At 49.7% G+C, this 13,959-nt stretch carries 9 protein-coding genes; 4 read left to right on the forward strand and 5 right to left on the reverse strand.

Annotated features, from left to right (window positions below; all coding sequences use genetic code 11):
* Positions 1–189 precede the first annotated feature (189 nt).
* From CLV25_RS00370 to CLV25_RS00380, 3 genes are all read left to right on the forward strand, one after another.
* The gene (locus tag CLV25_RS00370; RefSeq protein WP_131837647.1) at positions 190–3,942 is read left to right on the forward strand and encodes an MBG domain-containing protein; all 3,753 of its coding nucleotides are present in this window, start codon (positions 190–192) and stop codon (positions 3,940–3,942) included.
* Between the two features lie 53 nt (positions 3,943–3,995).
* Positions 3,996–4,817 (forward strand): outer membrane beta-barrel protein, encoded by an 822-nt coding sequence (locus CLV25_RS00375; protein ID WP_131837648.1) that lies wholly within the window; start codon positions 3,996–3,998, stop codon positions 4,815–4,817.
* Between the two features lie 195 nt (positions 4,818–5,012).
* On the forward strand, positions 5,013–5,879 hold the full coding sequence (locus tag CLV25_RS00380; RefSeq protein ID WP_131837649.1) for an endonuclease/exonuclease/phosphatase family protein: 867 nt from the start codon (positions 5,013–5,015) through the stop codon (positions 5,877–5,879).
* Positions 5,880–5,972: 93 nt separating this feature from the next.
* Here the strand turns inward: CLV25_RS00380 and CLV25_RS00385 are convergent, their stop codons facing one another.
* Both CLV25_RS00385 and CLV25_RS00390 read right to left on the reverse strand, forming a co-directional pair.
* A complete protein-coding gene (locus CLV25_RS00385; protein WP_131837650.1) occupies positions 5,973–6,782 on the reverse strand; it encodes a glycoside hydrolase family 16 protein in 810 nt (269 codons plus the stop codon).
* A gap of 94 nt (positions 6,783–6,876) precedes the next feature.
* Positions 6,877–7,968 (reverse strand): phosphotransferase enzyme family protein, encoded by a 1,092-nt coding sequence (locus tag CLV25_RS00390; RefSeq protein ID WP_131837651.1) that lies wholly within the window; start codon positions 7,966–7,968, stop codon positions 6,877–6,879.
* Between the two features lie 249 nt (positions 7,969–8,217).
* Here CLV25_RS00390 and CLV25_RS00395 point away from each other — a divergent pair, with 249 nt between their 5' ends.
* Positions 8,218–11,388 (forward strand): glycoside hydrolase family 31 protein, encoded by a 3,171-nt coding sequence (locus CLV25_RS00395; protein WP_131837652.1) that lies wholly within the window; start codon positions 8,218–8,220, stop codon positions 11,386–11,388.
* A gap of 646 nt (positions 11,389–12,034) precedes the next feature.
* Here the strand turns inward: CLV25_RS00395 and CLV25_RS00400 are convergent.
* The 3 genes from CLV25_RS00400 to CLV25_RS00410 all read right to left on the reverse strand — a co-directional run bounded on the left by CLV25_RS00400 (position 12,035) and on the right by CLV25_RS00410 (position 13,959).
* Complete coding sequence (locus CLV25_RS00400) at positions 12,035–12,580, reverse strand: RDD family protein (RefSeq protein ID WP_131837653.1); 546 nt, start codon at positions 12,578–12,580, stop codon at positions 12,035–12,037.
* A 183-nt stretch (positions 12,581–12,763) separates the two neighbouring features.
* Positions 12,764–13,207, reverse strand: coding sequence for a zinc ribbon domain-containing protein (locus CLV25_RS00405; RefSeq protein WP_131837654.1), 444 nt, complete (start codon positions 13,205–13,207; stop codon positions 12,764–12,766).
* An 11-nt stretch (positions 13,208–13,218) separates the two neighbouring features.
* Entirely contained in the window at positions 13,219–13,959 is a 741-nt protein-coding gene (locus tag CLV25_RS00410) for a hypothetical protein (RefSeq protein ID WP_131837655.1), read from the reverse strand.

Genomic DNA, 13,959 nt, shown 5'->3' on the forward strand with positions numbered 1-13,959 from the left:
CTTCACGCGCAAACCCTAAAAATCCTTAGGGGATACGAATTTCACCGCTTTCTTTCAGCCAGTCGCCAAATCGTAAGCTGATTTTTACGATTTGGCGCCCCCATTTACGCCGCATTTGCCTCCTTTGCGCGAATTAAAGGGAGCGGTAGCTCCCATCTGTAGCATCGAAAACCAACAATCAAATAATAAATGAAAAGATTTCTACTAATCCTAGCCCTATGGCTCTCCATTGTAGCCGGGGCAGTGGCGCAAACCGCCAAGCCGAACATCCTAATTATTACGGGATCTGGGACGATTGAAAAAGAGATCGCCGACAAGATGGAGGCCGAACTCTCCGACCGCTACAACATAACCAGACATTCTACAGGCAGTATTGCGCTGGATGGCTTCTCCCAAATCTACGATCTTCGAATAAACATTAACGATCATGATTACCCTCAAGCATGGCAGCGCGAGGCGTTTTTAAAATTTCTGAATGCCGCCAAGGGGAACTCCCTGTTTTTGCTGGGGGGGCCGATGTCGAACTACAACCTCCGCGGTGTGAGAATTAATAGTTTTATTACGGAAGCAGGAGGAGGCCCCGTTAAGAACATCCAGAATGACAACCCCGGGGACCCCGAAATTCTGAAGGCTCCCTTTGCCTCCGGGCCAAACAGCTTAACCACCATTTCGCTTGGCGAAAAAGGAGGAACTCCCCCCTTATCAGGTACGGGCACCTACTTATCCACCCACTCCGACGGCACACCAGGATGCGGGCTTTACTTTGCCCAGAATACGCTTACCAACGCCCCCAACGGCTGCTTGGTAGTACTATACTCGTTCGCCCTTATGCGCGATAACGATGCCTTGCGGGCCAACATAGAGCACGTTATGGCTGCCGGCGGAACGCTGCCAGGCCCTACCGCCTCCAGCATCAGCCTGAGCGTTACCCCCAACCCTACTGCCAGGAGTAGTAAAGTAACCTACACCGCCACCGTAACACCAGGAGCCACTGGATCCGTGATGTTTAAGAGGGGAAATGCCGAGAACCTAGTTTCGCTAAATAGTAATGGAACGGCCACCTATGTAGGTAATACTCTACCATACGCTGGAACCATATCCATGACGGCTCAATACTACGGCGATGCAAACTATAACCCATCCGGCAAAGAGACAGTTAATGTGGTTGTTTGCGGCACGCCAATGTACCCTACTGGTGTAACCGCCACCGCTGGCGATGGACAAGCCACCGTAAGCTTTACCCCACCAACAAGCGACGGCGGGGCGCCAATTATAAGCTACACGGTAACCGCCAGCCCAGGGAACATTACGGCAACGGGCACATCGAGCCCCATAACCATAACCGGGCTCACCAACGGAACAGCCTACACCTTTAAGGTTAAGGCCAGCAACGGACCAAATACTAGCATGGATTCGCCCTCGTCGAATAGCGTAACGCCAATGCATACCTCCGTAGTTACATACCCAACTGAAGCCCCCTACGGCACCGCTATAGGAGAGGGAGCGCTAAGCGCCACAGCCGACGTGCCGGGAACGTTTGACTACACCCCTGCCAAAGGCACCATGCTGAACGTAGGAAATAACCAAGCGCTCAGCGTAACCTTTACTCCTACCGATAAAGGGAACACCACGGCCAGCAAAGCGGTAACCGTTAACGTAACCAAGGCGCAGCTTACCGTTACTGCCAGCAGCCACATCATTACCAAGGGCGAGCCCATTCCGACACCGAACATTACCTACAGCGGATTCGTGAACGGCGAGGACGAGAGCGTGCTCGACATCAAGCCTACCGCTACCACCATCGCAACCAACACCAGCAACGCTGGCACCTACGATATCGTAGCAGCAAATGGTAGCGACGACAACTACGAACTCGCCTATGTGAAGGGTACGCTTACCATCAGCAAGATTACCCCAACTATCACCTGGGCAGAGCCTGCCACCATCACCTACGGTACGCCAGTAAGCGACATGCAGTTCAACGCCACCGTAATGCACAACGGAGCGGCAGTGCCAGGTACGCTCACCTACACCACCGAGGGCAAAACCCTAAAGGCGGGCGATATTCTTGCCGCAGGCGATCACATCCTAAAGGTAACCTTTACCCCTACCGATGCGGTTAACTACAGCAGCGTGGAAAAAACCGTAAGCCTTACCGTAGAAAAGGCAACACCGACCATTACATGGGAAGCCCCATCGGCCATTACCTACGGAACGCCTGTTAGCAACGTGCAGCTTAGCGCCAACGTGTCGTTCAACGGAGCGACAGTGGCAGGTGCAACTTCCTACACCGATAACGGAAACGCCGTGAAGGAGGGCGATATACTTATCGCAGGCGAGCACATCCTAAAGGCAACCTTTACCCCTACCGATGCAGCCAACTACATTAGTATTGAGAAAACCGTAAGCCTTACCGTAGAAAAGGCTACACCGACCATTACATGGGAAACGCCTTCGTCCATTACCTACGGAACGCCTGTTAGCAACGTGCAGCTTAGCGCCAACGTGTCGTTCAACGGAGCGGCAGTGGTAGGAGCAACTTCCTACACCGACAACGGAGACGCCGTGAAGGAGGGCGATATACTTATCGCAGGCGAGCACATCCTAAAGGCAACCTTTACCCCTACCGATGCAGCCAACTACATTAGCATTGAGAAAACCGTAAGCCTTACCGTAGAAAAGGCTACACCGACCATTACCTGGGAAGCCCCATCGACCATTACCTACGGAACAAAACTGGACGACGAACAACTCCGCGCCACCGCCGATGCAGAGGGAACCTTTACCTACACCCCTGCAACAGGAACCGTGCTGAACGCAGGGCTAGATCAAACGCTCAGCGCGACCTTTACCCCTACCGATAAGGTCAACTACAACGAAGTTACAAAGACAGTAGCCATCACCGTAGGCAAGGTGCCGCTTACCGCTACCGCCACCAGCTACAGCATCCGCGAGGGAGAGGCCATTCCAGCCCTAGGCGTTACCTACAAAGGGTTCGTGAACGGAGATACCGAGGCGGTGCTCGACACCAAGCCTACCGCAACCACCACCGCAACCGCTACCAGTCCTACTGGAGTTTACGATATTACGGTAGCAGGCGGTGCCGACGATAGCTACGAGTTCGCCTACGTTGCCGGCAAGCTTACCATATCGAACCCAATTGTGGTGAATGCGCTAAAGGCTCCACAGCCAGCCTGCGAGGGCGACAAGCTAAGCCTTGCCTACACCCTTACCAGCGGCAGGCCTACCGAGTACCAGATCGTATTCGACGCCAAGGCCCTAACGGCAGGCTTCAGCAACAGCGGCTACGCTGCGCTGCCTACCGATGACGGTACCGTTTCCTTCAGCATACCCGCAAGGGTGACCGACGGCACCTACCAGGCCACGCTGCAGCTTCGCGACGGTTACGGCAACATCAGCGAACCAGCAGCCTTCCAGGTAACCGTTAACGTATCGGCTGACGTCATCGTTCCCAAGTTTGGCAGCGTGGTGCTGATCGACAACCACAATGGCCGCTTTACCGGCTACCAGTGGTACAAGAACGGTAGCGCCATAGGCGGGGCTACCAGCCAGTTCTATAAGGACCCCAACGGTCTTAGCGGAACCTACTACGCGCAGCTAAAAACGGCAACGGGACAAACCGTGAACACCTGCTCCAAGGCGCTAAGCATAAAGAAGAGCGCACAGGCTAGCGTGAGCGTTTACCCCAACCCTGCCCGTGCAGGACAGGAGCTCACCGTTAAGCTTTCTGGCTTCGCCGACGAGGAGCTGCAGGGCGCCGTGCTAACGGTGTACAGCACCCAGGGCGTACCCGTGCTCACCTCGCGTAAGGTGGAGCAGGAAAACCGCATCACCCTGTCGGGAACCGACGGCGTGTACATGGGCCGCATCGCCACCGCCGATGGGCAGGTGCTCACCTTTAAGGTGGTTTTGGCCAACTAAACGTAAAGGGATGGGCGGCGCTGCCGCTCATCCTTCAAACTAAAAAGAGTAAAATGATGATAAAAGAGATCCTTATAGCCGCACTGGCGCTCGGCGCCACCGCTGCGGCGCAGGCCCAGAAGGGAGACACGTTCCTCTCGCTTAGCGCGGGCGGCGGCCTCCACCAGCTGGGCTACAGCATCGACAACGGCAGTCGTAAAGGGAATGCCGGATTTACCCTTGGCGCGGGGTACACCTACTTCCTCAGCGCCAGCTGGGGCATCAGCACGGGCGTGGGCGTGCAATCGTTCAAGGCGACCGCCACGCTGAACGCCCTAACCAAGACCCCCAGCGTGGATGCCGAGGGCGACGCCTACGAGCTCCGCACCCGCTACAGCGGCTGGAAGGAGGAGCAGCGCGCTACCCTAATCGATATTCCCTTTGCGGCCACCTACCGACATGCGCTAAACCCTAAGGTTGGGCTGATGGCCTCGGCGGGCATCAAGCTCTCCATCCCAACCAAGAGCCGCTACAAGGCCACAGGCGGCACCATTACCACCACGGGCTACTACAGCCAGTGGGACGTGGAGCTGGGCGACCTACCCGAGCAGGGGCTAAGAACGTACGGAGATAGGCCCTCGGACGACATCACCCTCCGCGCCACCGTAGCGCTGCTGGCCGATGCCGGAGCTACCTACCAGTTTACCGATGCCATCAGCCTGTACGGCGGCGCCTACGCCAGCTACGGCCTAGGCAGCATGCTCAAGGCCGACAACAAGCCCATTTACCTAAAGGACGGCACCTACAACGGCCTATTTGCCTCCGATGGCGTGGGCAAGGTTAGGCCACTTGCCGTGGGTGTTAAGCTGGGCGTGGTGTGGAACTTTATGAAATGAGATTTTAGACGTTAGACATTAGACGCTAGATGGTGATGCTTGATATTTTGAGGAAGGACGATTAGGCGTACTTCTAAAATCTAATATCTAGCATCTAATGTCTAATATCTAGCACATCCATACAATGAAGAGAGCGCAGACCACAACAGTTTGCGCCTTTTTTTGTAACCTTGTAGCACCAAAAAACATCAGAAAATGTGCAGATATTTCGTAATGCTAGCACTAGCCCTCTCGTGGGTAGCAGCTATCAGCCAGAGCAACTTAAAGGTATCAACGTTTAACATTCGTAACAGCGGCGCCAACGATGGCATCAACCGCTGGGAAAACCGCAAGACCATAGCGACCGAGTTCATCAACACCGAAAAGCCCGATATTGTTGGGATGCAAGAGGTGCTTCAGGATCAACTCGAGTACCTAAACTCAAGCCTGAAAGACTACAGTTACGTTGGTGTTGCCCGCGAGGATGGCAAGCAAAAGGGTGAGTACGCTCCAGTATTCTTTCGAAATGATCGCTTTACAGAAAAGAATCACCAGACCATCTGGCTATCGGAAACCCCATCGGTAGTTGGCAGCGTTGGCTGGGACGCTGCTCTAACACGCATTGCCACCATCGTTACGCTATACGACAAAAAAGCAAAGCAAGAGGTGACGGTTATTAATACCCACTTCGATCATATTGGGGTTAAAGCCCGCGAGGAGTCAATAAAGTTGATCCGCCAAAAGGTGAAGGAGATCGACGCGAAGAACTATATCGTAATGGGTGACCTGAACTCGCTGCCCAACGAGAGCGCCTACCTTACCGCCATCAAAGCGCTAGAGGGATTTCCTCCGCTTATTGATGTTCGTACTACAGCAAAAAACAGGATGGGGACATCGGATGACGGCATTACCTTCCACGAATACGGTAAGATCAGCAAAAACTACATTATCGACTACATCTTCACCGGAAAGTCCTTCGAGACTAAAGACTATAGGGTAATGGCAACCAAGAAGGGTGACATATTTATCTCCGACCACTATCCGGTTGTTTCTACGCTACTCTACAGGAAGAACAAGAAGTAGAAGCATCAAAAACCAATAATGCCTTAAACGAATACGGACAGCCGAGGTGAGAAATCACCGTTGACTGTCCGTATTGCTTTTTTGGAGCTTAGGCTATTTCAGTCGGTATACCCGAACGTAATCTATGTAAAACTTTTGAGGGAAGATGCTATCGTCTATGGCACCACCCCACGAGCCACCAACTGCGGTATTTATCAGCAGGTACATGGGCTTTTCGAAAATCTTGGGTAGGGCCGATGCTGGAGGAGTGAAGGTAAAGTATACATTATCGTCCACGAATAGCGAAATCGTATTGCCCCTGCGCTCTAAACCATACACATGAAAATTATCGTGCAGATCGTTAAAATGAAGCTTATCGCCCTTGCTGCTGTGGTGCGACTTGCTGGTAGATAAGGAATCGTACCAGTGAAGCGTTCCCCATACGGTGTTTGGAGTGTTGCCCACAAACTCCATGATATCCATCTCGCCACAGCGAGGCCATCCCACCTCGGGGCGGTTGCTACCCATCATCCAAATAGCTGGCCATATGCCCTTACCCTGGGGTAGCTTAGCCGACACCTCTATCCTAAAGTCGCCATCGAACGAAGCCTTACCCAAGGTATTGATGCTTGCCGATGTGTAGTTAAACCCCTCGAAAGGTTCCTTTAACGATTCGATTACCAGATAACCGTTTTCGACATGGGCATTCTCGATTCGAGCATTGGTGTAGTACTGCTTCTCGTTGTTACGAATCAGCCCCACCTCGTAGCCCCACTTCTTAGGATCAGGCAGACCCTTATAGCTAAACTCGTCAGCCCAAATTAGCTTAGCCTTTGAGCGGCTAGCAACATTATGAGAGGAAGAGCACGATGCAAAAAGCGCAACCGTCCCTACCAATAGTCCACATACAAGTCTATTATTCATACGAGTAAAAATTTAAAGCGGATCTAACCTGTAACAGTAAAATCCGCTTTATAAACTATCCTATCTATTAAAAAGTTTAAAGCACGGTGCTATGCTAGCACGAGTACTCCTTCGATACGCGCTCAACAACGCTGCGCATCTCGTCGAACTGCTCTTCGATACTGCTAAGCAGCTTGTACTGTGCACGAGTTCTCTGAAGGTTGTGCTCCTTGTGCTTTACCTTATAGTAGTTATCGCCATCGATGTAGTCCATCAGGAAGCGAAGCACCTGCTCGTAGGTAATATACTTAGCCGAGAAGGCAAGGTACTCCAGCTCTGCATGAGTTAAGAAGCAGCTAGTTTGAGAAAGATATCCACGGGTGTACGCCTCGAAGATAGGCATACTCATTGTTACGTTATCAAGATTTTCATCATCCTCAAGACCTGTATTGGTGTACGAGCGAATGGCATCGCCAAAGTCGTTAAGACAGGTACTGTTGAGCACAGTATCGAGGTCGATTACGCAAAGCACCTCTTCGTTTTGGTCGAAAAGAATGTTGTTGATCTTGGTATCGTTGTGGGTAACTCGGGTAGGAATGGTCCCATCTTCCACCAACGACCAGAAGCGAAGCATCTCCTCGCGACGGCTTTCAACCCAGGCAATCTCGGTAGCAACGCTAGCCTTACGACCTACAGGGTCTTTTGCCAATACAGCATCCCACTGCTGAAAGCGGTAGCGAATGTTATGAAATCCGGGAAGAATGTCGGTAAGCGGAGTCTTTAAGTCGGACACCATTGCCTGAAACATACCAATACCTTTTCCACCTTGGAATGCCAACTCGGGAGTGCAAGCCGACTGGTAGGTAAGGTTATCCTTAATGTAAAGACATACCGCCCAAAACTCGCCTTGCTCATCCTGATAGTACAGTTTACCATCGTGAGTAGGGATAACCGTCATCGCCTCGCGCATAGGATCACCTCCCCTTGCAGCCACCTTTGCCTTAATGTGATTGCACACTGCTTCAATATTATCCATCATTGCAGGTACGTTGGTAAAGATATTCTTATTCTTACGCTGCAACAGGTAGCTATCGGCATTGGTAGATATAATGTACGTATCGTTAATAAACCCCTCTCCAAGAGGTTTTACTTCAATAGGCGCACCATTTAGGGCAAACTGACTACTGATTGCCAAAAGTTCCTTCATGTTAGGTTGTTTAGAGATTTATCCGAAAGATTTTATGAAACCTTTCAAGCTCCAAAGATGAATAAAAAAGGCGAAAGGCCGATGGCAGCCTTAATTCGAAATACGCCCGATTTAACACTAAAACTTTACCCTGTGCAAGTATCAGTCATTGTGCTGAAATTTTATCAATGGATGCACACCGAATAGCCGGAATTTTATTGTGCGATTGGCGTTGTAGGTCTATATTTGGCCAACTCAAACACCATATTTATGAAAAAGTTAGCACTATTTGCACTGTTGCTTTCCGCTTCGTACGCTCTATGGGCTCAAAAGGTTGTAGATAAAACCTTCTGGAAAGAGAGCTTTAACGAAGGAACGCTCCCAAAAGGATGGAAAGCTGTTGCACAAAACGACAGTAGCGTAAATTGGATTATCACCGACCAGCCATTCCCCGGCTCGTACGGACGAAACTACCAAGCGCCACCTATTGCCTCAAACAGTAGAGGCTACCACCTGCAATACTCTCCTGCAGTTAAGGTAGACCGCCACTACCGTAAGTGGAAGAAGGCTGGCAAATACCCCAACGCATACGTAGAAACCGATGCCATAGATTGTTCTAAGAAGAATTCGGTGGTGCTTAAGTTCCAGCAGAACTTTTACTGGAACGATAGAGAAGCCGACGCTAAGGGCGGTTTGATTGTTTCGGTAAGCAACGACGGTAAGAACTGGACCGAATACGATGTGCGTAAGAACGTAGGTGCAGGCGAAGATTGCCTAAACCCTATGAACGTTGAGATTAACATCACCCGCACCGCTGCCAAACAAAAAAACGTGTACCTGCGCTTTACCTGGCGCGGTCTATACCACTGGTACTGGATGATTGACGATGTTGAGCTTTCGGAGGCTTTCGATGCCGATATGCTAGCCTACAGCCTAGCATCGCACAACGATACCGGCAACAAGTTCACCAGCAACGACGAGCTGGTATTTAAGGTGGTTAACCTCAGCTCTACCAAAATCACCAAAGATTTCACCTGCCAGCTCTTCGTCGACAAGCGCGATCCTATTACGGTAACCGTTCCCGCATCTAAGAAGAAGCCTATTGGCATTATCGATACCGTATTGGTTCGCTTCCCAAATCTCGACCTTACCGATGTTGGTCTTCATAAGATCCGCTTCATAAGCCAGCTACCCGGCGATTTGAGAACCTCTAATGACACCATTACCAAGCTGCTTTACTCCGGAGCATACGAGCTAGGCGCTATCACCAACTTCACCTCTAGCAACGGTGAATACGAAATTACCTGCAACAAGGCCAAGGTTAAGCTGCAGTTCCCTCGTGCCGACATCTTCCGCATTTGGATGGCCTACGATGGCGACTTTACCAACCCTGCCGGTAACGATATCGTTATAAACCTCCCTGAAAAGGCTGCCGCCGTTAACCAATCGGACGAGGGCGACTACTACCTCTTCAAAACTGCCGACATTGCGCTTCGCGCCTACAAGAATCCGCTTCGCTTTGCGCTATACCGCGCCGACAACCAAACCCTTGTTTGGGAGGAAAAGAAGGGAATGACCTACGGCGAGCAAACCATGCAGTACATCACCCGTGGCGAGAACGAGTACTACTACGGTGGCGGTATGCAAAACGGCCGTTTCTCGCACCGCGGCAAGACCATCGAAATGGATATCGACTACAACTGGGAAGATGGCGGCAACCCCAACCCTGCCCCATTCTTTATGAGCAGCAACGGCTGGGGTGCGCTACGCAACACCTACGCTCCCGGCAAGTACAGCTTCGAGGATACCGTTAAGCTAGGCCACACCGAGCCTCGCTTCGACTCGTACTACTTTGTCGGCAGCTCGATGAAGGACGTGCTTAACGACTACACCGACATCACCGGAAAGCCTTTCCTTATGCCTCGCTGGGGACTAAGTATGGGCGATGCCAACTGCTACAACCGCGGCGCTAAGTCGGGAAAAACGATTGGAACCACCTCAACCGGCTTTAAGGGCCTTACTCCAAGCGTAATCAACCTGATCGCCGATAAGTACATTGAGCACAACATGCCCCGTGGATGGATCCTCCCTAACGACGGCTACGGCTGCGGATACACCCGTCTTGACTCGGTGGTTACCGAGCTGCACAAGCGCGGCTTCCATACCGGACTTTGGACAGAAAACGGTGTTGAGAAGATTGCCCGCGAGGTGGGCGAATACGGTAGCCGCCTCTGCAAGCTCGACGTAGCTTGGGTTGGCCCTGGCTACAAGTTTGCCCTCGATGGCGCTAAGGCTGCCTACGAAGGCATCGAAAAGAACTGCGATGGCCGTGGTTTCGTATGGATGGTATGCGGATGGGCCGGTTCGCACCGCAACGCCGTACTCTGGACCGGCGACCAATCGGGCAACTGGAACTACATCCGCTGGCATATCCCTACCGTTATCGGTTCGGGACTATCGGCTCAGAACTGCGCCACCGGCGATATCGACGGTATCTTTGGCGGTAGCGACTCTACCTTCACCCGCGATCTACAGTGGAAGTGCTTCACCCCTGCCCTTATGTCGATGTCGGGATGGGCATCCAACAATAAGAATGGTATTGTTGATAAGCAACCATACCTGTTTGGAGAGCCATTTACCAGCATCAACCGCAAGTACCTTATGCTGAAGCAGCGCCTTACCCCATACATGTACACCCACTGCGCTGAGGCCAACAAAACTGGCGTACCTGCAGTTCGTGCCCTTGTGCTCGAATACCCCGAAGACCCAAACACCTGGGGCGAGGAGACTACCCGCTACGAGTTCCTTCTGGGCAAGGATATCCTTGTTGCACCAGTGTACAAGTCGGAGAATAAGCGCGACAGCATCTACTTCCCCAAGGGAACCTGGATCGACTTCTGGGATGGCACCCAGTTTAAGGGTAACACCACCCTTAACAGCTACCCTGCTCCGCTCGATAAGCTTCCTCTATTCGTTCGCTCAGGCGCCATCATCCCCATGTACCAGCAGATGATGTACGACGCACAGCGCCCTGCCGATACATTGACGCTACGCATCTTCCCTAACGGAAAGTCGAACTACGAGATGTACGAGGACGATGGCCTTACCCGCGAGCACCGCAAGGGCGTATTCGCTACAACCACCTTCGAGGTTAACGCCGTTGATGGCGGCGTAGGCCCAATGGATGTTACGATGAACCCTGCCAAGGGCGACTTTAACGGACGCCTGAAGGAGCGCACCTACCTGCTCGAGGTGATCACCAAGCTTGCGCCTAAGTCGGTTGCGGTTAACGGCAAGCCTATGAAGAAAGCAAAATCGGAGGCCGACTTCGAGCGTGCTGCCGAGGGCTGGTACTACGACACCTGCACCATGGGCGGAACCATCAAGGTAAAAACCGCTAAGGTTTCTACCGATGCTAAGACATCCATCCAGATAAAGTAGGTTTACCTACATCATATATAAAAGGGGCTACCTGTTGGGGTGGCCCCTTTTGTTTTGGTGGGGTAGAGACGCATTGTATGCGTCTCCAGCACCTTGAGAATAAACGAAACCGACAAGTTTTAAAGAGGCCACACAACCTACTTCAACGAGAGACGCGAGCATCGCGACTCTACACCTCTACGGCCAACATCCAACCATCTTAGGACACCAGTAAAGCCAAGGCAGTGCCTTGGCTTTACAACCCATCCATAAAACACCACAGGCCAACCTCATCGGTTAGCCTGGCGCTTTATAGATTACGGCTAGTATCTCAATGTCTTTTAGCTAAGCACATCCCTCAATCAAGGCTGTCATGCCGGACAAGTCCCGGCATTTAAATTAGAATTCAATAGATTCTATACAGGCTCCCGCTTCTCGTGATTTGCGCTTCGCTACAACCTTCGAGCAATTCGTTAGATTAGCAGAGTTCGCTCTGTTCACCAGCTAAGCCTAGGCTTTTATTCCTTACGGACTCCGACCGCACTGTGGCAGGATAGAAGACTTGGCTACTTGAGCGTAGCAAGGACGCTACGCTCAAGTAGAGGGCTGCAGTAGAATACAGCTATTTATATACAGGCAATACCGAGCCTTGCACTCGAATATACGCTTAAAAGGGTAAATAGAAATTCTCATTATAGCTTCTGAACATAAAAAGGTAAATCGAAAATATAAGAGCGATATAAATTCCACCTAAAACAAGTGAAACAAAGTACTCTATAGGTTTACTTTTCGATTTCAACTCCGTGTTTAAGCATTCTACTCTAGTTCCTGCTATTAAATCGCCTAGTCTTCTTTGTGGATTTATTAGAACAAATGGTATTTCAATAATCCAAATAGGGATCGTCACATTTCTGATGAAACATTTTATCGGTGAAGCGATTTCTCCCGTCTTAACATCAATCACTTGATTGTTGAGAATTCTTTTTGCGACACTTTGTCCTTTAACAGCATCTTTGTTCAAATATATCGAGAATGCCAATGGAGATAGAATTAGAATTATAATACTTAATGCAGCTTCAGCATTCAACAAATAGATGCATAGTGCTCCCAATGCAATGCAAATTCCCATCGCAATGCCACAAATGAAAGTCATAGCAAAATGGTCAACAAGCATCGAAGTCAATCTCATTCCTCTTGTAATCTCATTTCTCATATTAAAAAATTCCTTTTTTTAGGACGGGTCAAAATGTTTGCTAACGTTTGGCGGTATGGGCAACAAGCGCCTGCGGGCTTCCGTTCTCACAGCCTGCACTGCGGCTGCTGCGGTGCAGCAAGCAACCGCCTACCACTTCACCCGCTTGTTGACTATACCGTGTGTTGGCGGTAGTTTTTTTCTTTATTCTGTTGGGTTTTGTTCTATATCATTTGCCTGTGTTCTTACCATACTCCAAATAACTAATATTGCTAATGGAAAGATTGTATAAACTAAAAACTCTGTTATATCATAATAATTTACTTCATTTAAATCTGCATAATCGCCTAGTGGCCAAAATCTTTTCGCACCCATATTGTCTCCATCAAAAATCCCGTCAGAACCAATTAGTAGAAGGCCCAAATGGAGTAATACCCATGCTAGATACCAACCCATAACTTTTTTCAAAAATTCAAAGTCAATAGAAGTTTTATGTTCTTCAACAACTTGTCTTGTAATCTCTTTTTCAATTATTACTTCTGCTAATTTTTCATTTAATGAAGGTTCTCCTTCGATTTGTTTGTATCCACAGTGGGAGCAGAATTTTGAGTTGTTAGGGATTTGTGCCCCACATTCTATACAATACATAGTCTTTAAGTTTAGATGAAATTTAAAAGCATTTTTACAATTGAGTTTACGTTGTCTCTTAAGTAAACAGCAAGCCACTTTTCCGCTCTGTTTCCGCTATGAGAGTCACTGAAATTATTCCTGGCATTACAAACTGCATTTGTTACTGTTGAAATTAGTGTCAATACTTGATCTGGGTAAGCTATACCATTAGCGTCTAATTGGCTTTTGATATAGTTTCTGATATGAACTGACATTGGGGTCAATTCTGTTAATGCTATTTGAGCAGGTATTTTCTCTCGTATGAACGACTTATAAAACCCTTCAAGGCAAGTATAAGCTAAGGTCAAGGTGTATTCATAGTTTACCTCCGTAATTGCATTATCCATTCCTTCCAAATATTCGGTAAGTCGGTCAGCATTCCAAAGGTCTTGAGGAATCGCAGCTTGAGGTCCTTGTACTTGTTGGGGATGTCCTAAAAGTTGTCGAATGGCAGCCTCTTTTTCTGGTAGTAAGTGTCCAACCGTATCAAGAATTGAATTTGCAATTTGTAGTCTGTCAGGCTCTGTTTGTTCCATAAACAAATCAAAGTAATAATCCCTTCGACTTGTGCTTTTATTTTGTTCTCGTCTTTGGTCAATATAGGTCTGATAGTTAGGAACACCATAATTTACTTCTCTAATAGTGTCAAGAAACCTTGTTCCACCGTAATAGGTTTCACCCTGTGTGTTTATTATTTCAAAAAGTCTGTTGAAAATTGCAACCCAATTCAT

This window comes from Acetobacteroides hydrogenigenes (genome assembly GCF_004340205.1).
Classification (GTDB): domain Bacteria; phylum Bacteroidota; class Bacteroidia; order Bacteroidales; family ZOR0009; genus Acetobacteroides; species Acetobacteroides hydrogenigenes.